The sequence below is a fragment of the Pseudothermotoga sp. U03pept genome, assembly GCF_051235805.1.
Taxonomy (GTDB): domain Bacteria; phylum Thermotogota; class Thermotogae; order Thermotogales; family DSM-5069; genus Pseudothermotoga_B.
In genome coordinates, this window is the sequence record NZ_JBPNXV010000001.1 from 1,291,195 (window position 1) to 1,314,971 (window position 23,777).

Below are 23,777 nucleotides of genomic sequence, written 5' to 3' on the forward strand. Positions count from 1 at the left end.
TTCTACTCATCCTTGTGTAGTATAAAACAAAGTCTTTCAGTTGAAAAGATCTGGGGCAGCAGAAAAACATTCTTGCGCGAAAACAGAGAGATCTTCCTGAATCTTCAGATCACATATGTGATCTAGACCTGTTTCTCCTCTGTTCACTATGACGAGTTTTGCTTTGGCTGATTTCGCAACTATTGGAATCTGCGCGGCAGGATAGACGACCAAAGAGCTCCCTAAGACGATCATCAAATCACACTTAGATGCATGTAAATAAGCATCGCTGATCGCTTCCTGAGGTAGACTCTCTTTGAAGAAAACTATGTTGGGTCGTATCAATCCCGAACAACTACAGACTGGAATCTGTGCAACATCAAGCATCTCTTTGATCTGCGAAGGTTCAAATCTCTTGAAACACCGAGTGCAGTAATACTCAAAAACCGTCCCATGTAGTTCTATGACCTTCCTGTTGCCTGCTTTCTGATGCAACCCATCTATGTTCTGTGTGATCACAGCTTTCAAAAGGCCTTTCTGTTCAAGCTTTGCCAACATGAGATGTGCGGAATTTGGCTTTGCTTCAGTCATCGGTATCAATGCTTCTTTGCAGAATTCGTAAAACACCTCGGGATATTCAAAAAAGTAATCTATGTCAAAGATACTCTCTGGGTATTTAGAGTAAAGCCCCGTTGGACTTCTAAAATCTGGTATACCACTGGCTGTGCTGATACCCGCGCCTGTCAAAGCAACGACATATTTGGAAGACCTCAGAAGTTCAAGGAATTGATCGGTCAATTCTGTTCACCCTTCTTGAAGACAACCTTTGGAAAGACCATAGATGCCTTGTCTGGTTGCCAGTATATCTGGTTGAGTACCACCTTTGTCGGCGTAGGTTCTGCTGTCAGTATCTGAGCATCCTCTGGGACAACTACTACGATTTCAGAATCGCCGACGGAGTAGATCGTGATGTCTTTGAGAGATGTATCAACTACACCATTTTCTACAGAGGCTGCGTTGGAAAGTCTTGCAATCTCAAGTACTTCAAGAATCCCAGATCTTTCGGTAATCGTCGAGTTCATCGATATCACATCTATCTGTCTACCAATCTTCTTGCTGACATCGTCGAAATAGCCCTTGAAGGTCGACAACGACGCTTGTTGATACTGATTTATGTACTGCTGCTGCTTGGACTTATCTTTGAAAAAAAGGCCAGCCGTCGCTGTGAAGGTTGCCTGGCCTGTGTAATCGTATTCCATTCTGCTTCTATAGTACGCTATCTCAAAAGGCGGTCTCTGTGTAAGTGTCGTAACAAGTTGTGTCACGATGAAAAAGACTATGAATGCAATGAGTATGTAGAAAAGTGTTTTCTGATTCACACATCCTCCTCCCTTCTGCTCTCTATAGTACCACAGGAAGAATTGTCAGTCGATCTGTACTACCTCCTTCGTACCGTTCTTGATTTCCTTCAGAAAGACGAACTTCAACCTCATCGAACCGCCTTTCTCAGTGAATCACAGAGTTGCCCCAAGCCTTCTGGAGATCTCGCGTGCAGTTTTGAGAACTTCATTCGCGACGACGGCTGTGAGCTGTTCGCTGAAGGAACCAGCTGCTGCCGTGACACTAATGCCGCCAATCACGTTTCCAGTGTAATCGAAAACAGGCGCACCAATGCACTTCACTCCGGCTTCATTTTCTTCGTCATCGATAGCATAACCTCTTTGTTTTGTTCGAGAGAGTTCCTCAAATAAACGGTTTACATCTGTGATGGTTTTTGGAGTCTGCTTCTCCAATTTCACATTCGAAGTATATTTTTTGAGTTCTTCGGTAGAAAGAAATGCTAGAATGGCTTTTCCAAAAGCAGTTGAATAGAGTCTCATTCTCATACCTATTCTGGAAATAGTCGGTATCGTTCGAGCGCTTTCGATCTTGTCAACATAGACACCTTCAAAACCGTCTACTATGGCAAAATGGACAGTCATACCTGTTCTTTCCATGAGATCAACCAAGAAAGGATGCGCTATTTCTCTGGCTTGAACATTTCTCAAGATAATGCTTCCGAGTTCGACAACTTTGTAAGACGGCATGTATCTATGACTGTAAGGCTCTTTGCACAGATATCCAGACCTTACCAAGGTCTCAAGGTGCTTATAGACTGCCGGTGGAGACATCTTCATATACTGTGCGATATCCTGAATTCTTGAACCGGTCTTTTTTGTTATCACGAACTCCAAGATCTTCAAAGCTTTTTCAACAGATCCTATCGCCATTTATCTCACCACTCGCCCCGAGCCTTCTCCTTTTGCAACTTTCTTGACTTCTTCCAAAGTGACTTGGTTGAAGTCACCAATTATAGTATGTTTCAAGCAAGAAGCCGCAACTGCAAAATCCAAAGTTTCCTGTGGCTTCATTCCCATAATCGTGCCGTAGATCACACCAGCTGCAAATGAATCACCTGCGCCAACTCTATCAACTATGTGAACGGTGTATTGTCTGCTGTGGTAGAAATCATCATCATCGAGTAAGACAGCAGACCAACCGTTCAAATTCGCCACAATACTTTCTCTAAGACTGATCGCCACTTTCTTAAAACCAAATCTCTCCCTCAGTCTGCGACAAACTTGTTCATAACCAGCCAAGCTGAGTTTACCTTCTACGATGTTTGAATCATCTGCATGTATTCCAAAAACCTTCTCTGTGTCTTCTTCGTTGGCAAAGAGCACATCGACATACTGGACAAGTTCACTCATCACACCTCGTGCCTTTTCCTCGCTCCACAGTTTTGCGCGGTAGTTGAGATCACAGGAAACTGTTATGTTTTTCTCCTTAGCTTTGTTTAAAGCATTCCTGCAAGATTCTACAAGATTGTCTCCAAGAGCGGGGGTAATACCAGTAAAATGAAGCCAAGTCGCGTCTTTAAGAATTTCATCCCAGTTGAAATCTTGCGGTTTGGAGAGTGCAAAGACTGAGTTGGCTCTGTCGTATATCACCTTTGATGGTCTTTGAGAAAAACCTGTTTCCAGAAAGTACAGTCCAAGGCGGCCCTCTCCAAAACAGATGTGAGATAGATCAACACCATACTGCCTGAGAGTTCTCAAGACAGCCTGACCCAATTCGTTGCTCGGTAGTTTTGTCACAAAGCTGACATCAATACCGAAGTTCGCAAGTGATACTGCCACATTTGCCTCTGCTCCGGCATACGTGACTTCAAACTGATTGGCTTGAACCAACCGCAAGTACCCTGGTGTTGCAAGTCTCATCATTATCTCTCCAAAGGTAACCACCTTTGCCATATTTCCACCTCCATTTTCCATTAGGAAATCTACTGTCTCATAGATTAAATACTGCTGTGAAATTATATCATACCCATTTGAACAAGAAAGCTGTTGACATAGATGAACAACGGTGGTAGACTTTACCAAGAATCCTTTAATTTGCCCCAGTGAGGGCAGGAAGGAGGAAAGAGAATGGAAACACAGATTTCCCTGGTTCAGCAACGTGTGACTGGCTGGCGTCATTTTGTTCTTTCCCTTCAACACTTCATCGCAATGTTTGGTGCAACGGTTTTGGTTCCTCTTTTAACAGGACTTGATCCACTTGTTGCTCTATTCACAGCCGGTGCAGGGACGCTTTTGTTTCATGCGACCACTTCAGGTATTGTACCAGTCTTTCTCGGTTCGAGCTTCGCCTTTATCGCGCCAGTTCTGTTGGTCAAGGAAAAGTTCAACGATTTGTCCTACGCAACGGGTGGTATCTTCGTAGCAGGGCTTGTGTATCTTTTGTTTGCACTTGTCGTGTGGGCTCTTGGCGTTGAAAAGGTAAACAAGCTCTTTCCACCGGTTGTAACAGGTCCCATGATCATCGTTATAGGTCTCACTCTGAGTCCCGTGGCGATCCAGATGGCGAGTACCAACTGGTCAATCGCAATCGCAGTGATCATAACGGTCATATTGGTCTCGGCCTTCCTGAAAGGCTTCTGGAGTTTGATACCCGTCTTAACCGGAGTGGTGGTTGGATACATAATCGCACTGATCTCAGGACAAGTTGACATCTCTCCATTACAACAGACAGCTTGGTTGAGCTTGCCGAAGTTCATATTGCCAAAGTTTGACTGGGCGGCTGTCACAATAATTGCACCGGTCTCAATTGCGACTTTCATGGAACACATAGGTGATATAACAACTAATGGAGCAGTCGTCGGGAAGAATTTCTTCAAGCACCCTGGGCTTCACAGAACACTAATAGGTGATGGTTTGGCAACGTCCTTGGCTGGTCTTCTGGGCGGACCAGCAAATACCACTTACAGTGAAAACACGGGTGTTTTGGCGTTGACTAAAGTTTACGATCCAAGAGTTCTCAGGGGAGCCGCATTTCTTGCTATGGTTGTGGCATTTGTTTCGAAGTTTGGTGCTTTGCTCAGAACTATTCCAAGTTGTGTCATAGGCGGTATCAGCTTGATACTTTTTGGTATGATCGCTTCCGTTGGAATCAGAACACTGGTAAACGCCAAAGTTGATTTCTCAAAAGCCAAAAACCTCTTGGTAGCATCTCTCATATTGACCATAGGTATCGGGGGTGCATCACTAAAAATCGGTCCCGTTGAGCTGAAAGGTCTCAGCCTTGCGGCGATAGTAGGTATCCTTGCCAATTTGTTGATCGTTGAGAGAAAAGAAGAATAGTTCAGATCTGATCTTAGATGTCAAGGTGACCTTTTGATGAGGTCACCTTTTCTGTTAGAATAATCATCAAAGGAGAGTGACCCTTTGAATATACACAGAGCGCTTATAAGTGTTTGGGATAAGACAGGTATTGTGGATTTTGCCTTGCAGTTGAAGAATCGAGATATTTCGATACTGGCAACCCATGGGACATCGTTGTTCCTAAAAGAACACGGTATAGATGTTGTTGAGATCGATCAATTCACGGGTTTTCCTCAATTGCTCGATGGAAGGGTAAAAACGATGCACCCAAAGATCTTCGCAGCTGTGCTTGCAAGAATCTCAGATCAAAACCATCTTAAACAACTTTCTCAGCTCGGAATTGAACCCATCGACATGGTAGTTGTTAATCTCAGGCCAATTCCAAAGGTGTCAGATGAAAAAAGTTTGCTCGAATCAATCGATATAGGTGGAGTCGCTTTGCTCAGAGCCGCGGCGAAGAATTACAGAGATGTTGTACCTATTTGTGATCAAAAGGATTATGCGTTTGTAATCGATTCGATAGATCAATGTGGAGATATAGTCCTTCAAGAGAGAAGAAGGTTGTGCGCCAAGGCGTTTTTCGTCTGTGGTGAATACGATTTAGCAATTTACAAAGTGCTCAGTGACCTCTTTGCGATCGAGTCATAAAGGTGGTAGAATTCAATTTGAAAGTCGATTCATCGATCCAACATTTAATACTCGAAGGTGCAAAGACTTTGAAGATTTTAGATTTGCTTTTTCCAAACAGATGTTCGCTATGTGGATGTACGATAAAGATGACTGAGCTCATCTGTGAAAAATGCATGGCAGAGTTATCAAACGGACCTATAACCTTGCGCGAGAAAGATGAGTTCTTTGAAGCATACTTCTACGGAAGGTATGAATCCAAACTCAGAGAGTTGATTCTCCTTTACAAGAATGCCCACCATTGGAGACTACATGAAATTCTCGCCCTTTTTATTGTGAAGACTATCGAGCGATATCCTTCCGTTGCCCAGAGCATAACGTGGGTCCCTTCCAGTTTGTTTTCACTTGAAGAACGTGGTTTTGATACAATGCTGTTGATAGCACAAGCAGTCTCAAGGAAGATTCATATCCCCATCAAGTCAGTCTTGCAATCCTCTTCTCGATCCAACAAAAGAGGTATGACACGCCAAGAGAGACGGAATTCTGTCAAGGGATCTTTTCTCGCCTTCAGAGGAGTAAACGAGGACATCGCGCTCATCGACGATGTTTTCACCACTGGATCTACCGTCAAGGAATGTGCTAAGGTATTGAAGGAAGCCGGTGCAAGATCTATCACAGTCTATTGCATCGCAAGGGCTTAAGGGAGGTGTATCTGGTGTCTGTGCGTTCAAAGATCGTTCTTCTGGTTGTTGTCTTTGTGGTTCTGGCAGTGGTGGTGGTGACCTTTCTAAATATTGTAACAATCAGAGGCAGGTTAACTAGTTTTGCCATCAGTGCGATGGAACAAAAGGCTGAAAAAGAATCGATGACTATCGATCACTGGTTCTCACAAAGGTTTTCCGAGATGAACAGTATTGCTTCGAACTTCGAAAGTTATCTGATGATCTTCGAAAAATCGATGATTGTCTTGGCATTGAAATCTCATTCTGACACACTCGGGAAATTCGGTTTCGAAGATTATCTGTTGGCAAAGACAAATGGCAAGGCTTTCACATACAAGGAACAGGAAATAGAAATCTCGAACTATGAATTCTTTCGTGCTATAGTATCTGAAGGTAAAGAGAATTCTGTTCAAGATAACGTCGAATGGCAAGGAGTTAAATCGGTAGTTCTCGCATCCAGAATAGTCGGATACGATGGGAGTACTTCAGGTGTTTTCGCCGCAGTGATATCTCAAGAGAAATTCTGGGAGATGTTGAAATCTGTCACATATGGCAAATCTGGATACAGCTTTCTGACGAACTCACAGGGAACTGTCCTGGCACATCCGAAGAAAGAATATGTTTCGAAGACTTTGAGCCAGATCAGTGAGTCTCTAAGAGTGCTCGAAGATCAAATTCGCAAAGGAATGGTTGGTTCTGTGATATACGACTTTGATGGTGAAAGAAAGATTGCAGCGATCTCAAACCTTTCGTCAACAAGGTGGGCTTTCGTTTTGACGATGCCCTACAAAGAAATAGAGGAAATATTCGTTGAAACACTCTGGAAGACCTTGATCGCTTCGAGTGTTGTCGTACTGACCAGTATAATCGTAGGGATGTTCTTCGGTAGGAGAATCACCAAACCATTACGAATGTTAGTCATAGAAGCTGAGCGTGTTGCCCAAGGTGATCTGACGAAAAGCGCAATGAATCTGACCGAGCGAAATGACGAAATCGGCAAACTTTCCAAAACCTTCCAATTGCTCTCCGAAAGCCTAAAAGAAAGCGTGATCAAGATCAAAGAGCTTGGCAACCGAATGGAGGACTTTTCGGCAGAGATATCCACAAGTGTGAGAGATGCAACCGCTTTGTCAGATCAGGCTCAAGCATCATCTGAGCAAGTTGGAAAGAGTGTTGAGGAAATTGTCTCGTCGATTGCACAAGTGAGTTCAGGTATGGAAGAGATCTCATCTGGTGCTGACAACACAGCAAGAGATGCTTCAAAACTCGCTGAAAGTTCTGAAAAGCTCAAAAGCAAAGCTCTCTTTACTCAAAATTCGATGAAAGAACTGGCATCCATCATGCAACAGGCCGTGGGTCGTGGCGAGATGTCAATGGAAGTTGTCCAGAAATTGGTCGATCTGTCAAATCGCATTGGTGAAATAACAAATGCAATTTACAAAATAGCCGAGCAGACAAACTTGTTGGCACTGAATGCTGCGATAGAGGCTGCCCGGGCTGGCGAGGCAGGAAGGGGGTTTGCAGTAGTTGCAGATGAGATAAGAAAACTTGCAGAAGAGAGCAGAAGGGCAACAGAGGAAGTTACAGAGATCTTGAGACAAATAAGATCTCAGATCACTTTGGTAGCTCAAGGTGGAGCCGAGGTGGTCCAACATGTAGACAGGTCGTTGAAAGCAGTCAAAGAAGCTGTTTTGCAAACCGAGAGTATGGTGAAGGACACAGAGGAGCTCGCATCAATGACCAACGACTTGGCAGCAACAAGTCAAGAGCAGAGCGGGGCAGTGGAGGAGATCAGTACAGCTTTGGACAGGATCACTAAGAACGTTGAAGGAGTTTCTGAGATAACTGGTATGGTCTCGAAATCTGTTTTGGAAGGGACCAAACAGATCAAAGGGCTTTCCACAAAGGTTGACGAATTGTCGAGCATGGTACTTGAATTGAAAACCCTTTCTGATCGTTTCAAAACTCAGTAGGAGGTGAAATCTTTGGCTGCTTATATCATCAGAAGATTTTTGCTCTTACCACTGATTTTGTTTGGCATATCTCTGATTGTTTTTGGAATGATTCAGAGTCTCGGTTCTGACAGACTCTTAGCGGCTTATGTGAACCCTGGATTGTTGGACAAGTTAACGCCGAATCAGTTGGAGAAGATAAAGGAAAAGTATGGATTGAAAGACCCGATGGTTGTCAGATATGCCAAATGGTTGAAGAATACTCTAACGGGTGATCTGGGATGGTCTGTGGTGGGTAAAGAGCCTGTTAAGAACGCCATACTCAACAGACTTCCATGGACAGTTGAACTTGCACTTTACTCAATCATCCCAGTAGTCTTCGTTGGGGTGTGGTTGGGAATAGTAGCAGCAGTAAACCGCGACAAATTTGTCGATCATTTTGTACGCATCTTCGCCGTAGTAGGTTGGAGTTTTCCAGATTTCGTTTTTGGCCTAATCGTGCTGATGATTTTCTACAGTATGCTTGGTTGGTTTCCACCAGGAAATCTGAGCTTCTGGGCTGACGTGGTCGTAAAATCACCTGAGTTCAAGAGATTCACTTCTTTGGTGACGATAGACGCACTTTTGAACGGTAGATTTGATATCTTTGTTGATGCCTTGCAACACATGATCGCACCCATATTGACACTCTCTTGGCTCTGGTGGGCTTACTTGCTGAGAATCACGCGTTCGAGCATGCTCGAGGTACTCACAAAGGAGTACATTCGTACAGCGAGGGCAAAGGGTTTAGCTGAGAATGTTGTCATACACAAACACGCTCGAAAGAATGCGATGATACCGGTTATCACAGTCGGCGGTGGTATGGTAATACAACTTTTTGCCGGTACAGTCATCGTTGAAATGGTCTTCAACAGAACCGGAATGGGTAGTTTCACAGCGGTGGCAGCCACCCAGCTTGATTATGCGTCGATCATGGCTTCTACGCTCTTCTATTCTTTGATTCTCGTTATAGGTAATCTTGTAATCGACATATTGTACGCCGCAGTAGATCCAAGAATACGTTTCAGCTGAGGAGGTTACGACTGTGAGGACGGAAACCAAGAGAATCATAAAGAGATTGCTGAGGAATCCTTCGGCTGTTCTGGGCTTTTCGCTGCTCATCTTCTTCACATTAATCGCGATCTTTGCACCGATCATATGCCCACCACAGTCTTACAATCCGTATATGATACCAATAGCTACCTGGGACAAGACACCTCAACCACCGACAACAGAACACCCCTTTGGAATTATAGATGGAAGAGACATCTTCTACGGGGTCGTTTGGGGTACGAGAACCGCTTTCAAGGTAGGATTGATCGTGACGCTCATTTCGACCTTAATTGGTCTGTTGATAGGTTCCGTTGCAGGTTATTTTGGAGGCTGGCTCGATGAGGTTCTCATGAGAATAACAGACATATTCCTCTCAATACCATATATACTCGCCGCGATCGTAGTCACCGCCTTCCTGGGAATGGGTCTGAACAAGGTGATGATCTCTTTGGTCATGTTTGGTTGGATGGCAACAGCAAGACTGATAAGAGGAAACATTTTGCAGGTTAGGGAAGAACAATATGTTTTAGCGGCAAGAGCTCTTGGAGTCAACGATTACTTGGTGATACTCAGACACGTACTGCCCAACACTATTTTCCCTGTGATCATACAGGCAACGATGAGGATAGGATCGCTTGTCATAACGGCAGCGGCTTTGAGTTTTCTTGGGTTGGGTGCACCAATTGGGTATGCCGACTGGGGTTCTTTGCTCAATTTTGCAAGAAATTGGTTACTTGGGTCTTCAGGTGAAGCCTTTAAGTACTGGTACGCGATTGTCTATCCAGGTGTTGCTATGGTGCTTTTCGTGCTCGCTTGGAACCTTGTTGGTGATGCCTTGAGAGACGTCTTTGACCCGAGACTTAGAGGATGAGGAGTGGTACCGTGGAAAAGTCAGTGCTCAGTGTGAAAAATCTAAAGACATATTTTTATACCGAAGATGGCATCGTTAAGGCTGTAGATGGTGTAGATTTCGATGTCTTTGAAAGTGAAACACTTGGAATCGTGGGTGAGTCAGGATGTGGCAAGAGCGTCACTTCACTCTCTATTCTGCGAATACTCGATGAGAAGGGAAAGATTGTCGAGGGATCGATTCTTTTTAGTGGAGTTGATCTGACTAAAATCTCCGAAGAAGCAATGAGAAAGATCAGAGGAAAAGATATAGCGATGATCTTTCAAGAACCGATGGTCGCATTGAATCCCGTTTTCACCATAGGTGAACAGATAGTTGAAGCGATCGTCTTGCACCAGAAAGTTGACGAGACGACTGCACGAAAGATAGCAATTGATCTTCTGAGGAAGGTTGGGATACCTGAGCCTGAGAAAAGAGTAGATGAATATCCACACGAACTGTCCGGCGGGATGCGTCAGAGGGCTATGATAGCAATGGCTTTGTCTTGTAAGCCAAAGATTCTCATCGCCGATGAGCCAACAACAGCTCTTGATGTGACCATTCAAGCTCAGATTATGGAACTGATGAAACAGTTGCAGAAAGAATACGGAATGGCGATAATTTTGATCACACATGACATGGGAGTGATAGCAGAGAATGCAGATCGTGTTGTTGTGATGTATGCAGGAAAAGCGGTTGAATACACAGATGTAAAAACACTTTTCAACGACCCCAAACATCCTTACACCTGGGGGTTATTGCACGCAATACCAAGACTCGACGTAGAACAAACTCGACTGTACAATATTCCAGGTATCGTGCCAAATCCGTTGAAGTTCCCAAGTGGATGCAAGTTCCATCCAAGATGCGAATTTGCCCAAGAAAAATGTAGAATTGAGGAACCAAATCTTGAAGAAGTTGCCGAGGGACATTTCGTGAGATGTTTCTACTGGGAAAAGGTAGAAGAAGCAAAAAGCAAAGAGGTTGGTGATGGAAGATGAATCCAATCGTAAGAATAGAACACCTGGTCAAGTTCTTCCCAATTCGAGCAGGAGTCTTCAGAAGAATTGTTGCATGGGTTAAAGCCGTCGATGATGTTTCATTTGACATCTATGAGGGTGAAACCGTCGGACTCGTAGGAGAATCAGGTTGTGGTAAGACAACGATCGGCATGACATTGCTTCGCCTTTACGAGCCTACTTCAGGTAGAATCATTGTCGCCGATGAAGATACCACATACTATTTCTTACCGTCTCTAAAGGCAAGAGCTTACCTGAAAAGAAATTACATAGAAAGATTCAGAAAATTGCTGAATGAGAAGAAATCTGTTGACTCGGTCATAGAGTTTCTTGAAGGTGTAGATCGACGATACGCAGAAATCTTCTTTCGTGAAGCAGAAGGTTCCACTGCGAAATTCCTCTCAGCGTTGCTTTCTAACATAGATGAAAAGAGAAAAAAATTTCGACGGGATCTTCAGATAGTCTTTCAAGATCCATACAGTTCCCTCAATCCGAGATTGCGGATCAAAACCATCGTTGGAGAAGGTCCGGTTACCCACAAACTGGTGAAGGGAGAGAAAGAAGCCATCGAAAGAGTTAAGTCAGTTTTAGAGGATGTAGGAATCAGTGGCGATTACATATACAGGTTTCCGCATGAGTTTTCCGGAGGGCAAAGACAGCGAATTGGTATAGCCAGAGCCTTGGCTCTATCACCAAAGCTGATAATCGCCGATGAGGCTGTTGCAGCACTTGACGTTTCGATAAGATCGCAGGTTATAAATCTCATGAAAGATCTGCAGAAAGAACACAAGCTCACATATCTTTTCATATCCCACGATCTTTCGGTGATAAAATACGTCAGCGACAGAGTCATCGTCATGTACCTTGGCAAGGTTGTAGAATCAGCCTCTAAGAAAGAATTGTTTGAGAACCCGTTGCATCCATACACAAGAGCGCTCATGAGTGCCATACCTATACCAAACCCGAACATCAAAAAGGAGAGGATCATACTCAAGGGTGATGTGCCAAGTCCGATAAACCCGCCCAGTGGTTGTCGATTCCACACGAGATGTTTCATGGCTGTAGAGGAATGTAGCAAGATAGAACCTGCTCTCAGAGAGATCAGTCCAGGTCACTTTGTCGCCTGCCATCTGGTTGGAAGATGAAAGGTTATAGGGTTGGTTGGCTTGGTTTACTGACAGTTTTATTGATAGTTTTGCTTTTTTACAGATTTTCGCACTCTGATGAGATAGGCGTAAGATTCGAGTGTGGTCAGGATTTGAAGCAAACCTTCGAAAATGCTCTCAGTAAACTGAAGGTTGCCTATAGGGAAGTGAGTCCAGACAGGGCAACGTTGATCTTGTACAACGATCGAGCAATCTATCGAAGCAACATTTTCAGGTTTTATTGGGATGAGGATCTTGAAAAAGAAATCTTGAATGTGGTATCATTCTATATCAAAGTGAATACCGATGTGATAAAATCACAGTTGAGGGAATTCGAACAAACCATAAGAATACCACAGCAAGATGGAAATGAACTTTTATACATTGTAAGACCACAGATTGCAGAAGACATAGAACAAATGATTTGTAGTATTCTAAAGGATGTTCTAACAGGTAAAGAAGGAATCTTTGAAAACGGTTATTTGAAACTGCCATTGATCGTGGAACATAACGGCGACGATATAATTCTTTTTGACACGAAGAGCGGTCAAGTACATCTTCTCTTAGAGTTGGGAGGTAGTTGAGTTTGGAGAATATTCTTTCTGTGAGAAACCTTTCAACATATTTCTATATGGACGAGGGCGTCGTTGCTGCCGTTGATGATGTGAGTTTCGATCTTGCGCCAAGAGAAGTCTTAGGCATAGTTGGAGAGACAGGTTCTGGAAAGAGTGTGACAGTCAAATCGATAATGAGATTGATAAAGTTTCCCGGAAAGATTGTCAATGGCGAGATAATCTACAAAGGACAAGATATACTCAAACTCGATGAAAAGGACATGTACAAGATACGTGGCAAGGAAATCAGCATGGTATTTCAAGATCCCATGACCTCTTTGAATCCACTGTATACAATTGGAGATCAGTTGATCGAAACCATTATTCAGCACCAGAAAGTGAGCAAAGAAGAAGCATTCAAGAGAGCTGTCGAGATGCTCAGCCTGGTTCAAATACCAGAACCTGAAAAGAGAATGAGATCTTACCCGTTTGAGTTCAGTGGTGGTATGCGCCAGCGTGTAGTCATTGCCATTGCTTTGAGCTGTAATCCATCGATTCTGATAGCCGATGAGCCAACAACAGCCCTCGATGTGACGATCCAAGCCCAGATACTCGATTTGATGAAGAGTCTTCAGCAGAAGCTTGGAACCGCTATGATATTCATCACACACGATCTTGGTGTCATAGCGTCTATGGCTCATCGAATCATCGTCATGTACGGTGGTAAACAGATGGAGATGGGTAGTGCGAACGATGTCTTTTACAATCCAACACATCCCTACACTCACATGTTACTCAGGAGCATACCAAGGATCGACAGAAAGATCGATAGACTGGAACCAATACCTGGCCAGCCACCCAGAATGATAGACATACCAAAGGTATGTCCCTTTTTGCCAAGATGTCCCAGGAACGTAGAGGAATGCAATCAAAGAATTCCCGAGTTTGTCGAAATCTCTCCTGGTCACTTCGTACGCTGTTTCAACCCAGTTGGAGGTGGCAAATAAGGTGACCGAAATCTTATTAAGCGTGAAGAATCTGAAAAAGTATTTCCCAGTCAAACAAGGTTTCTTGATAAAGCGTGTAGTCGCAGAGATCAAAGCCGTTGACGATGTGAGTTTTGAGATAAAAAAAGGTAAGACCTTTGCATTGGTTGGTGAATCTGGTTGCGGCAAGACGACGGTTGCAAGAACTGTTCTAAGGCTTACTGATCCCACGGCTGGAGAGATATTTTTCGAAGGTAAAGAGATCTCCAAACTGCGCTACAAAGAATTGTTACCTTTCAGAAGAAGAATGCAAATTGTCTTTCAAGATCCAATGAGCTCGCTCAATCCGAGAATGACAGTAGGTCAAATAGTCACAGAGCCAATGCTCTTTCATAAAGTTGCTAAGACCAAAAACGAAGCATACGAAAAGGCAAAGAAGCTCATGGAAATGGTTGGCTTGAAAACCTTCCACCTTGATAGGTATCCGCATCAGTTCAGTGGAGGGCAAAGACAGAGAATAGCGATTGCAAGAGCCATTTCCATTGAACCAGAATTCTTGATACTGGACGAACCAACTTCATCACTTGATGTCTCTGTGCAGGCACAGATAATCAACTTGTTCCTCGATTTTCAGCAGCAGTTCAGATTCAGTTATCTGTTCATCTCTCACAACTTGGGGTTAGTTAGATTTATCAGCCATGATGTTGGTATAATGTATTTAGGAAAGATAGTCGAGATGGGTGAAACCGACGACGTCTTCGAAGAACCTCTGCATCCTTACAGTAAGGCATTGCTCTCGGCAACGCCTATCCCTGATCCGGAAGTCGAGAGAGCCAGGCAGAGAATCATACTCAGAGGAGGTGTCCCGAGTCCTATTTCAAGACCGAATGGCTGTTTCTTCAATCCCAGATGTCCTTTCAAGATGGAGATTTGTGAAAAGGAGTATCCAGAATTCAGAAAGGTATCACAAAACCGCTGGGTGGCATGCCACCTGGTGAAATAGGGGGTGTATTGGCATGAAGAAGTTCTTGGTAGTTGCATTGGTTCTCACCTTTGTGGTTCTAAGCATTGCCGCAGAGAAGTACGTTTACTTCGATGAAAAGACACCGTATCTGGGTGCCAAAGCAACAGGGAAGCCTGGTGGAACATTGATTGCTCCACAACTTGGTAGCGGTCCAAAGACGATGAATGCCGTTGTTGCACAGGAAACGAGCTCTACAGACATTATCAACGTTTTCATGTGGTCTCTAATTGAAATGGACAACTACGCGAGAATGTATCCAGCTCTTGCAGAGAGATGTGAAGTAGAGGTCACAGATGATGAAAAAATGATCATCACACTCAAGATCAGAGCAGGTGTAAAGTGGTCAGACGGAACTCCATTCACAGCAGATGACTTTGTTTTCAGTCTCAATGATATCTACTGTAACCCAGATATCCCGAATGATATGGCCAACTTGCTCGAAGACTCACAAGGAAGACTTCCTGTTGCCGAGAAAGTCGACGACTACACCGTCAAGATTACCTATCTTGAGCCATACAGACTTGCTGTAAGGTATGCTGCAGGTATTCGGATCTTTCCAAAGCACATAGCAGAACCCTGGGTAAAACAGGGTAAGTTCAAAGAAATGTGGACAGTAGACGCGATCAACAAGAAGGAATTGGTAGGGCTTGGACCTTTTATTCCAGTGGAGTACGTCCCTGACCAATTTGTAAGAATGGTCAAGAACCCATATTATTTCAAGAAAGACGCCAATGGGCAAAACCTCCCATATCTCGATGAATATGTTCGCAAGATCATACCAGATCTGAATGCGATCAGGCTTGCCTTTGAAAACGGTGAGATCGATGTCTACGGTGTGACGGCACAGTTCTACCCAGAGATAAAGAACAAAGCAAAGGACAAAGGTTGGGTAGTCGGTACAGGAGGTCCAACCTTTGGTACAACCTTCGTCACCCTGAACTTCAACTGCTCAGATCCCGTCAAGAGAAATTGGTTTAGAAATGAGTTCTTCAGAAAGGCTATAGCCTATTCAATGGACAAAGATGCGATGATCGACACACTCATGGCAGGTCTTGGTGATGCTCAGTGGGGTCCAATAAGCGCAGCAGCCGCTGCATTCTACGATGACAATGCTCTCAGAAAATATCCATATGATTTGGATTACGCCCGCATGATGCTTCAGATGGGTGGATTCAGCTGGGATAAAGACGGTAAACTCATCGATTCAAATGGTAACAGGGTTAGTTTCATAATAATGACCAACGCAGGCAACATTCAGCGCGAAGGTATCTGCAACATTCTCAGAGATGAACTTGCAAAACTCGGTATTGAAATGATCTTCACACCCATTGATTTCAACACCCTCGTACAGAAGATGACAGCTACAGGTGATTGGGAGGCAATCGTTATAGGTCTGACTGGTTCAGATGAACCACAAGGTGGTGCAAATGTATGGAAACTCGACGGAGCTCTCCATTTCTGGAACTACAGTCCGGAGGTTAAGGATTTTGTAAGCCCAGATGTGTATGAGGCACCAGATTGGGAAGTTGAAATCGATAAGATCTTCAGAGAGAACGTAAGAATACTTGATCAGAAGAAGGTTTTCCAGATGTTCTCAAGATATCAAGAACTCGTCTCTGAACATCTACCTCTCATCTATACTATTCAGCAGAAATACCTCTATGCATATGTCAACAAACTGCACAATCTCGAACCCACCGCTTTCGGTGGCATGCTCTGGAACATCGATTGGATCTGGAAAGAAAAGTAATCTTTAGGGGGCTGCCCAGCCCCCTTTTGATCTGAGGTGATGTGCTTGCTCAAGTACATTGGTAGAAGACTTGTGATAGCTTTACCAGAACTTTTAGTGATTTCCCTGATGATTTTCCTGATAATGTATGCGGCACCTGGAGATTTCCTCGATCAGTACAGGCTCGATCCATCTGTTTCTCCGGAGAGATTGAAAGCGATGGAAGAAGAGTTTGGGCTCAACAAGCCTGCAATTGTACAGTATCTGACTTGGTTGAAAAATATTTTGAAAGGTAATCTGGGATATTCTTTCTATTACAGAAGACCTGTGTCCACCCTAATTTGGGAGAGGGTTGGTGCAACATTGATTTTGTCACTCATCTCTTTGGCAAGCTCCTGGATTCTCGGAATTGCGTTGGGTGTCTTCTCTGCACTCAGAAAGTATTCATTTGGTGACAGATTCTTGACTTTCCTGGCTTTTGGATTCGTTGCGATTCCTGAGTTCTTCCTTGGACTCGTCTTGTTGTATTTCGCAGCCAAAACTGGTTGGTTCCCCATATCGGGTATGAAATCTGTGTACTATTCTTCTCTGACAACTTGGGAAAGGTTTAAAGACATTCTTTGGCATTTGATTCTTCCGGCAACGGCTTTGAGTTTGGGATCTTTTGCCGGACTAATGAGATATATGAGAGGGTCTTTGTTAGATGTTTTGAATGAAGACTATGTGGTCTTTGCCCGCGCCAAGGGAATGCCGGAAAGAGTTGTGATATTCAAACATGCAATGAGAAACGCGATAAACCCCATGATAACTTTCCTCGGGTTCAGTATATCTGGACTTCTTGGTGGAGCACTCTTCATAGAAAATGTTTTCGGTTGGCCTGGCATGGGAAGACTCATATACCAAGCTTTGATTCAACAAGATATGTACATCGTAATGGCTAGTGGATTGATCAGTGCGATTCTCCTTGTGGCAGGCAATTTGGTGGCAGATATCCTGCTCGCATTGGTTGATCCAAGAGTCAGACTCGGTTAGTTAGGAGGTCTTGTTGATGCCAGAGGTGAAGAACAACAAAAAGGTGGAATTTGAAGAAAAATATATGACCAGAGGTCAACTCATAGTGAGGGCATTTCTGAGGCACAGGCCAGGGGTGATCGCACTCTGTATATTAATAGCCCTCTACTTATTGGCCTTGTTCGCTGATTTTTTCTCGCCGTACAACCCCATAGAGCAATCTCTAAAACACACCTATGCACCACCAACTAAAATTTACAGAACTTACAAAGGTGCCAGATCAAAACCTTACGTTCTACCGATGATCTCGTACGTAGACAAAGTGACATATGAGAGAACTTACAGGGATATGCTCTTTCCAAGTAAATTGGTTTTAGAGAAACCAGATGGCTCGATCGTGACTTACGAGCTCGGTAAAGAGGGTGTGGAAAGTTTCAAGTTCTCTGTGAATTCGATTGAAAGCATCAAGATAAACAACGAGTGGGTCGATGTCAAAAAGTCACCAAGAACAACTGATTACTTTCTCTTTGGGTACAACGATGAGACACTGACAAAAGGCGTTAGTAGAGTTGAAACCACTTCGGCTGTGGCTCAAGAGATGTATTTCAAGAGCTACTCAACGAAATTCGATTTGAAGAGTGAAGACGACATTCAAGCCGTTGCCGTGCAAGAAACACTCGATACAATTGTCGTGAAAAAGGACGGCAAATTTGAAATGCTGAAAGCAAAGGTAATCGACTACGAATACAAGACTTATCCGATAAAGTGGTTTGTAAAGAGCTGGACTGGCAAGCTTTTCTGGATCTTTCCTATGAATCTTCATCTTTTCGGCGTTGACAACTACGACAACAACCAGTATGTGAAGTTCTTCATCATGGGTGCAGATCTCTTTGGTAGGGATGTTTGGTCGAGGATAGTTTTCGCATCGAGAATATCACTCTCAATCGGCATAATTGGCATGATCATCACCTTTGCCTTTGCCCTTCTCTTTGGTGGAATCTCAGGTTACTACGGAGGATTGATAGATGAAGGCTTGATGAGGTTCGCCGAAATAATCATGTCGATACCCGGCTTTTATCTGCTGATAATGTTGCGCGCCATGTTGCCATTGGACCTGCCATCAACACAGATATACATCTTGTTGGTGTTCATACTCTCGTTCATAGGTTGGGCTGGTACTTCTCGTGTGATTCGAGGAATGGTTTTGTCGATAAGGCAAAGGGAGTTCGTCGAAGCGGCTATCGCCATCGGTTTACCGAACAGTAAAGTTCTGGCGAGGCATGTGCTTCCAAATACAGCGACCTATTTGATAGTGAATGCCACACTCAGAATACCTGGTTACATCCTCGGTGAGGCTGGCTTGAGTTTCTTGGGTTTGGGAATTCGCGAACCTCAAGCATCATGGGGGCTGATGCTTGCCCAAGCACAAGATGTTTACATCATGACGCGTGCACCTTGGCTTTTGATCCCTGGCATATTCATCTTTGTGACTGTTATCTCTTTCAACTTCGTCGGTGACGCTTTGAGAGACGCTCTTGATCCAAGATCGTTAGGGTGATGAAAAATGGTGACCCGTTTGGGTCACCTTCTCTTTTGTGAGTAATTTTGAACAAACCTCTGAGAGACTTTGATGATGTCTCCTGCACCTACAAAGAGGTATACCGTTTTCTCCTGTGGTTTGAAGGCTTCGAGTAGCTCTTCAAGTTTTGGAAAGTATCTTGCTTGTTTGCCATGCGATATCAAGCCATCGACTATCATCTTGGCTGAGATCTGCGGAATAGCCTTTTCGAAGGCTCCGTAGACTTCAGTGACGTAAATCTCATCGGCATCTTTGAGAGCTTTCGCAAAATTACCATCTTCACGCAATAAACGTGTGTATCTGTGAGGTTGAAAGATCACAACTTTCTTCTCCTCTGGAAAAACTTCCTTCGCAGCGGCGATGAGCGATCTTATTTCATCGGGTGTGTGAGCATAATCATCAACGACATAAGTTCTATCTCTTTCATTCAAAACGGTCACGTCAAAACGTCTGTGTGTGCTGACGAAGTCCTCCAAGGCTGTAAGCACTGCGTCGACATTATAACCAATCGACCAGAGCAATGTGAGTACAGCCATAGCGTTCAAAACGTTGTGTTCTCCAGGAACTTTCAATTTCAACTCGTATTGTCTTCCAGCCAACTCTATCGAAGCGATCTGCAACAGTCCTTTTCTTTCTCTGCTCAACAGTTTGCATGTTCCTGAAGATCTGCCGAAGGTATGAGTACCAAGGTTAGAGGTGTTTTTGTCCTCTGAGAAGGTTATTACTGCTCTCCGAGTCTTTCTCGCCAGATTTTCAAAACAGGATCTGTAGAAGTTCTCGTTGTTGTCATAATTTTCAAGATGATCTTGGCGAGCATTCGTGATTATCAGAAAGTCTGGAGAAAAAGCGGAAAACTCTGGCTGACTTTCATCGAGCTCATAGACGTATGGACCTTTTCCAGAACGATAGTTGTAGAACTCCAAAGACTTGTGCATACCTCCGAGGAAGACCGTAGGATCTTCACCAAGAGATTTGAGACAATGCGCAACCATAGCTGTAGTTGTGGTTTTACCATCTGAACCGGTGATCGCGAACTGGGTTACGCCATCCAGAATGCTCCTTAGAAACTCAGACCTACTCATAACTTTGACTCCTTCTGCTCTCGCCCTGAGAATCTCTGGGTTGTCAGAATGAACAGCAGGTGTGTGTACTACAACATCTGGATGGAGCCAGTTCTCATAGCTGTGGCCAATAAAGACGTGTATACCCGCACTCCTGAGAATATCTATTTGCTCATTACCACATATATCAGAACCGTAGACATCATCTCCTCTAAGACGACAATGCAAAGCCAACGAACTCATACCAATTCCGCCAATTCCCACAAAATGAATTTTCATCTCAATTCCTCCAACACAATTTTAGCAATCGTCTCTGCTGGATTGTCTCTCTTTTCATCTTTTCTGCCAAGCTTGATAGCACTCAGCAATTTCTCTAAAAGCAGCTTTGGCGTCAAATCTTTCTCTCTAACAACAACGCCTCTACCGATCTCTTCAACGTACATCGCGTTGAAAATTTGATGATTTCCTGCAGACCCCTCCCACGGTATCAACACACCAGGTACACCGTAATAGAGCATCTCACTTACTGCTATTGCACCAGCACGAGTTACAACTGCCTCTGCTCCTTTCCACGCGCAAGACATATCGTGTATATAGTCAAAAGCTTGAACGTTTTTATACTGCGACAATCTCTTCGTCCAGGAGCTATCCCCTGTGCTGTGCACGAATTTCATACCTTTCTCAATCTTGTATACCTCTTCCATCAGTCTGTTTATGAATTCACTTCCTTTGCTTCCTCCAATTACCAATACATAACCTTCACCGAACTGCGATGAACTACACACCTTAACTCTTATTGGATTACCCGTGACAACGATCTTCTTTTTTGCCGAATCAGGAAAATACTTTATACTCTCTTCAAAGGCGACAAGAATTTTCCTCGCACTCTTGCTGAGAACCTTGTTCGCCAGACCTGGTAAGACATTCTGTTCTTGAACAAAAAAAGGTTTTCCACTTTTCTTGCACATCTTCGCCACTGGATAGGAAACATACCCACCAGTGACGAATCCAAAATCACAATCTTTCACTTCCGAGGCTATCATACTCTCAATTCGAAAGATTTTCAATAGTCTACCCAAATTGACTGGGTTGAAGATAGGTCTTTCCAGTCCCTTTAGATCAACAGCCACGAACTTGTATTCTGGATGCTCTACAGGAATGATTCTACTCTCGAGACCTCTCTCCAGGCAGAAATAGGTTACGTCGATCTTCTCCTTTAAAGCAAGGGCTTCAAGGACAGCGAGCGCAGGATAAAGGTGTCCACCTGTTCCTCCACCTGCGGCTGCAACTCTCATTTCTCATCACTTCCATGTGTGACCATGTTGATCACGACTCCGAGACCCAGTAACATGGTGATGATAGAAGTGCCACCATAACTGATGAAAGGTAGAGTAACACCAGTTACAGGCAAAGTCCCGGTGACGACGCCAAGATTGACAAGCACCTGAAGCATTATCAGAAAAGAAAAGCCAACTATGTACGATGTTGCAAAGGCATCTTCTAATCGCTGAGTCAGCTTGAGAAGCACGGCAATTAGAATGAAAAACAACACAACAATCACAATAATGCCGATCATTCCGAATTCTTCACCCATTGCAGCCAAGATGAAATCTGACACTACAGCTGGTATAGCCAGCTTAACCTCACCAAGTCCAACTCCCTTTCCCGCTAGCCCCCCCTCTCTTAAAGCCTGCACTGCCTTAGAGACTTGATCTGGAAAATTGCCCTCAAGAAAGGTCCTCAGTCTCCACAATTGATAGTCCTTCAGAAACAAACCTGTCTTCAACGCACTGAAGAACAATATGAACAGCAGTATCAGAGTCATAGAGATATAGATGGCTCGCGTGCCATGAGAATAAAGCATCAAAATCACGACTAAGAAAAGAATAAGAGATGTGCTCAAATCGGGCTCTATCAGAATCAACCCGAGAATTGGCAAACTCATCAACAGAGGTTTGAAAAACCCTCGATAAAACTCTCTCATGTGTTCCCTATTCTGAGCAATATAGGCTGAAAGACATAACAGTAAAGCGATTTTAGCAATTTCAGAAGGTTGAATGCTGAAGCCAGGTAAGTTGATCCACCTTTTTGAACCATTTATCTCAGGAAAAAAAAGGGGGATCAATAGAAGCCCTATGACCGTGAAATAGTAAAACTGAGCAAGCTTCATGTGTATCCTGTAGTCAACCAACATTGCCGCGGCCATTAGGAATGTACCAATTGCCAATCTCAAGATATGAGAATACAAGAGATTTCTGGCAAGATTACCAAAGATATTCATCTGTGCGCCGATATCAACACTTGCAATAAGAATGATGCCAACCGATATGAGTATTGAAACCACGAGGAGAATCGGCACAGCATCTGTCAATTAGCCCTCACCCTCTTGCAATGATTGTACCACACGAACGAAGTGATCTCCCCTTTTGGAGTAGTCTTCGTACAGATCAAAGCTGGCACCAGCTGGACTCAGGAGAACAACATCACCGTCTCTGGCGATCTTCATCGCATTGTAGACGGCTTGTTCCATGTCATTTACAATCGTGAACGGAAAATCCTCTTTCTTGAGAAAGACTTCGATAGCATTCACAATCTCACCAAAGATGAATGCGTGCTTGACCTTCCTTTTCATTTCCTCAACCAGCATGGCATAGTTCTCGTTCTTACCTTTGCCAGACAAGATCAAAATGACGTTCCTACTCGTGAAGTTTTGAAGGGCTGATACAGTAGCAGCGGCACTGGTTGCCTTTGAATCATCGATAAAAGTTATTCCATTTATCTTTCTCACGAATTCCATTCTATGCCTTGGAGGTCTGAAATCTTCTAAAGCTTTCAGAACCACGCTTGGTTCAACATTTAACAATGAGAATACCTTCAGAACGGCCGAGAGGTTTTCGAGGTTCTGGAAGGTCCAAAGAAGATCATTCTTAAAATGATAACTTCTACCGTCGTAAGTAATTTGCGAAAGGGGCTCTTCGACAACCAAAGGTTCAAAGCTGTGAAAAGTATCATCATTCTGATCAACATTAATCAGTGATTGATCAGAGACATTGAAAATTTTCAACTTTGCGAACTCAAAAATCTTGAGCTTTGATTTCACGTAGTGTTCAAAGGTAGGATGCCAATCCAGATGATTCTGCTTAATGTTCAGTATCACTCCAAGATCGATTGGCAACTGCTTAGACCAGAAAAGCTGAAAACTACTGAGTTCCAGAACAACATACTCTGGGTCTAACCCCAAGAGATTTGCAACTGGCTCACCGATATTGCCACACAGATAACTGCTCAAACCCATTGCCTTCAAAACATGGAAGATCATACTACACGTAGTTGTCTTGCCATTAGAACCTGTAACACCTATTACAACACGAGGTTTTTTCATGTTCAAGACCACATCTATGTCTGTAACCGTCTTTTCAGGACATTTCGAGATCACAGGATGATCAGGTTTCACAGAGGGACTGACGACAACAAGGTCTGCTTCGCATATTCTCTCTGTATTTTGACCCTCTTCAAATTCTATGTCCATTGACAAAAGAGACGATTTCTCATCATCGCTCAAATATCTCGACTCACTGACAAAAACTCTGTGTCCAATCTTTTTCAATTTGGTCGCCAATGCTCTGTTCCCTACACCATAACCAACCAATGCGTAATACAAGATTGCTACCTCCTTGAAGATTATAGAACAGATCTTCTCCTGTATTG

General features: G+C 43.7%; 22 protein-coding genes. 14 read left to right on the forward strand and 8 right to left on the reverse strand.

Features of this window, described 5'->3' with window-relative positions:
- Positions 1 to 36 precede the first annotated feature (36 nt).
- The 4 genes from ACSFC1_RS06320 to ACSFC1_RS06335 form a co-directional block, all read right to left on the reverse strand.
- Positions 37 to 777, reverse strand: a complete 741-nt coding sequence (locus tag ACSFC1_RS06320; RefSeq protein ID WP_435565262.1) for an NAD-dependent protein deacylase — start codon at positions 775 to 777, stop codon at positions 37 to 39.
- Positions 774 to 1,358, reverse strand: coding sequence for a DUF4897 domain-containing protein (locus ACSFC1_RS06325; protein WP_435565263.1), 585 nt, complete (start codon positions 1,356 to 1,358; stop codon positions 774 to 776). The genes ACSFC1_RS06320 and ACSFC1_RS06325 overlap by 4 nt, the downstream gene beginning before the upstream one ends.
- A 135-nt stretch (positions 1,359 to 1,493) precedes the next feature.
- On the reverse strand, positions 1,494 to 2,249 hold the full coding sequence (locus ACSFC1_RS06330; protein ID WP_435565264.1) for an IclR family transcriptional regulator: 756 nt from the start codon (positions 2,247 to 2,249) through the stop codon (positions 1,494 to 1,496).
- On the reverse strand, positions 2,250 to 3,272 hold the full coding sequence (locus ACSFC1_RS06335) for a PfkB family carbohydrate kinase (RefSeq protein WP_435565265.1): 1,023 nt from the start codon (positions 3,270 to 3,272) through the stop codon (positions 2,250 to 2,252).
- A gap of 174 nt (positions 3,273 to 3,446) precedes the next feature.
- Between ACSFC1_RS06335 and ACSFC1_RS06340 the strand changes: the two genes are divergently transcribed.
- From ACSFC1_RS06340 to ACSFC1_RS06405, 14 genes are all read left to right on the forward strand, one after another.
- Positions 3,447 to 4,658, forward strand: a complete 1,212-nt coding sequence (locus ACSFC1_RS06340; RefSeq protein WP_435565266.1) for a uracil-xanthine permease family protein — start codon at positions 3,447 to 3,449, stop codon at positions 4,656 to 4,658.
- Between the two features lie 84 nt (positions 4,659 to 4,742).
- On the forward strand, positions 4,743 to 5,327 hold the full coding sequence (locus ACSFC1_RS06345; RefSeq protein ID WP_435565267.1) for an IMP cyclohydrolase: 585 nt from the start codon (positions 4,743 to 4,745) through the stop codon (positions 5,325 to 5,327).
- Positions 5,328 to 5,329: 2 nt separating this feature from the next.
- Positions 5,330 to 6,007: a ComF family protein gene (locus tag ACSFC1_RS06350; protein WP_435565268.1), complete on the forward strand. Its 678-nt coding sequence runs from the start codon at positions 5,330 to 5,332 to the stop codon at positions 6,005 to 6,007.
- A 14-nt stretch (positions 6,008 to 6,021) separates the two neighbouring features.
- Complete coding sequence (locus ACSFC1_RS06355) at positions 6,022 to 8,001, forward strand: methyl-accepting chemotaxis protein (RefSeq protein ID WP_435565269.1); 1,980 nt, start codon at positions 6,022 to 6,024, stop codon at positions 7,999 to 8,001.
- A gap of 12 nt (positions 8,002 to 8,013) precedes the next feature.
- Positions 8,014 to 9,051, forward strand: a complete 1,038-nt coding sequence (locus ACSFC1_RS06360) for an ABC transporter permease (protein ID WP_435565270.1) — start codon at positions 8,014 to 8,016, stop codon at positions 9,049 to 9,051.
- A gap of 13 nt (positions 9,052 to 9,064) precedes the next feature.
- The gene (locus ACSFC1_RS06365) at positions 9,065 to 9,943 is read left to right on the forward strand and encodes an ABC transporter permease (RefSeq protein WP_435565271.1); all 879 of its coding nucleotides are present in this window, start codon (positions 9,065 to 9,067) and stop codon (positions 9,941 to 9,943) included.
- 11 nt (positions 9,944 to 9,954) lie between these two features.
- A complete protein-coding gene (locus tag ACSFC1_RS06370; protein ID WP_435565272.1) occupies positions 9,955 to 10,962 on the forward strand; it encodes an ABC transporter ATP-binding protein in 1,008 nt (335 codons plus the stop codon).
- Positions 10,959 to 12,125, forward strand: a complete 1,167-nt coding sequence (locus ACSFC1_RS06375; protein WP_435565273.1) for an oligopeptide/dipeptide ABC transporter ATP-binding protein — start codon at positions 10,959 to 10,961, stop codon at positions 12,123 to 12,125. The genes ACSFC1_RS06370 and ACSFC1_RS06375 overlap by 4 nt, the downstream gene beginning before the upstream one ends.
- Entirely contained in the window at positions 12,122 to 12,709 is a 588-nt protein-coding gene (locus ACSFC1_RS06380) for a hypothetical protein (RefSeq protein WP_435565274.1), read from the forward strand. The genes ACSFC1_RS06375 and ACSFC1_RS06380 overlap by 4 nt, the downstream gene beginning before the upstream one ends.
- Before the next feature lie 2 nt (positions 12,710 to 12,711).
- Entirely contained in the window at positions 12,712 to 13,686 is a 975-nt protein-coding gene (locus ACSFC1_RS06385) for an ABC transporter ATP-binding protein (protein ID WP_435565275.1), read from the forward strand.
- Position 13,687: 1 nt separating this feature from the next.
- Positions 13,688 to 14,668 carry an ABC transporter ATP-binding protein gene (locus ACSFC1_RS06390; RefSeq protein WP_435565276.1) on the forward strand — a complete coding sequence of 327 codons (981 nt, stop codon included), beginning with the start codon at positions 13,688 to 13,690 and terminating at the stop codon, positions 14,666 to 14,668.
- Between the two features lie 13 nt (positions 14,669 to 14,681).
- Positions 14,682 to 16,439 (forward strand): ABC transporter substrate-binding protein, encoded by a 1,758-nt coding sequence (locus ACSFC1_RS06395; protein ID WP_435565277.1) that lies wholly within the window; start codon positions 14,682 to 14,684, stop codon positions 16,437 to 16,439.
- Between the two features lie 45 nt (positions 16,440 to 16,484).
- Positions 16,485 to 17,450 (forward strand): ABC transporter permease, encoded by a 966-nt coding sequence (locus ACSFC1_RS06400; RefSeq protein ID WP_435565278.1) that lies wholly within the window; start codon positions 16,485 to 16,487, stop codon positions 17,448 to 17,450.
- 16 nt (positions 17,451 to 17,466) lie between these two features.
- Entirely contained in the window at positions 17,467 to 18,987 is a 1,521-nt protein-coding gene (locus ACSFC1_RS06405) for an ABC transporter permease (RefSeq protein ID WP_435565279.1), read from the forward strand.
- A 23-nt stretch (positions 18,988 to 19,010) separates the two neighbouring features.
- Here ACSFC1_RS06405 and murC read toward each other — a convergent pair whose 3' ends face one another.
- From murC to murD, 4 genes are read right to left on the reverse strand one after another with little or no spacing between them, the layout of a single operon-like run.
- Entirely contained in the window at positions 19,011 to 20,348 is a 1,338-nt protein-coding gene (murC, locus tag ACSFC1_RS06410) for a UDP-N-acetylmuramate--L-alanine ligase (protein ID WP_435565280.1), read from the reverse strand.
- Entirely contained in the window at positions 20,345 to 21,364 is a 1,020-nt protein-coding gene (locus ACSFC1_RS06415; protein ID WP_435565281.1) for a UDP-N-acetylglucosamine--N-acetylmuramyl-(pentapeptide) pyrophosphoryl-undecaprenol N-acetylglucosamine transferase, read from the reverse strand. Before ACSFC1_RS06415 ends, murC begins: the two co-directional genes overlap by 4 nt.
- A complete protein-coding gene (locus ACSFC1_RS06420; RefSeq protein ID WP_435565282.1) occupies positions 21,361 to 22,440 on the reverse strand; it encodes an FtsW/RodA/SpoVE family cell cycle protein in 1,080 nt (359 codons plus the stop codon). Before ACSFC1_RS06420 ends, ACSFC1_RS06415 begins: the two co-directional genes overlap by 4 nt.
- The gene (gene murD / locus ACSFC1_RS06425; RefSeq protein ID WP_435565283.1) at positions 22,441 to 23,730 is read right to left on the reverse strand and encodes a UDP-N-acetylmuramoyl-L-alanine--D-glutamate ligase; all 1,290 of its coding nucleotides are present in this window, start codon (positions 23,728 to 23,730) and stop codon (positions 22,441 to 22,443) included.
- Positions 23,731 to 23,777: the final 47 nt, after the last annotated feature.

Excerpts from the sequence above, each read along its gene's own strand:
- murC (WP_435565280.1), bottom strand. The coding sequence starts at position 20,348 with ATGAAAATTCATTTTGTGGGAATTGGCGGAATTGGTATGAGTTCGTTG.
- ACSFC1_RS06340 (WP_435565266.1), top strand. The coding sequence starts at position 3,447 with ATGGAAACACAGATTTCCCTGGTTCAGCAACGTGTGACTGGCTGGCGT.
- ACSFC1_RS06405 (WP_435565279.1), top strand. The coding sequence starts at position 17,467 with ATGCCAGAGGTGAAGAACAACAAAAAGGTGGAATTTGAAGAAAAATAT.
- ACSFC1_RS06395 (WP_435565277.1), top strand. The coding sequence starts at position 14,682 with ATGAAGAAGTTCTTGGTAGTTGCATTGGTTCTCACCTTTGTGGTTCTA.
- ACSFC1_RS06375 (WP_435565273.1), top strand. The coding sequence starts at position 10,959 with ATGAATCCAATCGTAAGAATAGAACACCTGGTCAAGTTCTTCCCAATT.
- ACSFC1_RS06335 (WP_435565265.1), bottom strand. The coding sequence starts at position 3,272 with ATGGCAAAGGTGGTTACCTTTGGAGAGATAATGATGAGACTTGCAACA.
- ACSFC1_RS06380 (WP_435565274.1), top strand. The coding sequence starts at position 12,122 with ATGAAAGGTTATAGGGTTGGTTGGCTTGGTTTACTGACAGTTTTATTG.
- ACSFC1_RS06330 (WP_435565264.1), bottom strand. The coding sequence starts at position 2,249 with ATGGCGATAGGATCTGTTGAAAAAGCTTTGAAGATCTTGGAGTTCGTG.
- ACSFC1_RS06415 (WP_435565281.1), bottom strand. The coding sequence starts at position 21,364 with ATGAGAGTTGCAGCCGCAGGTGGAGGAACAGGTGGACACCTTTATCCT.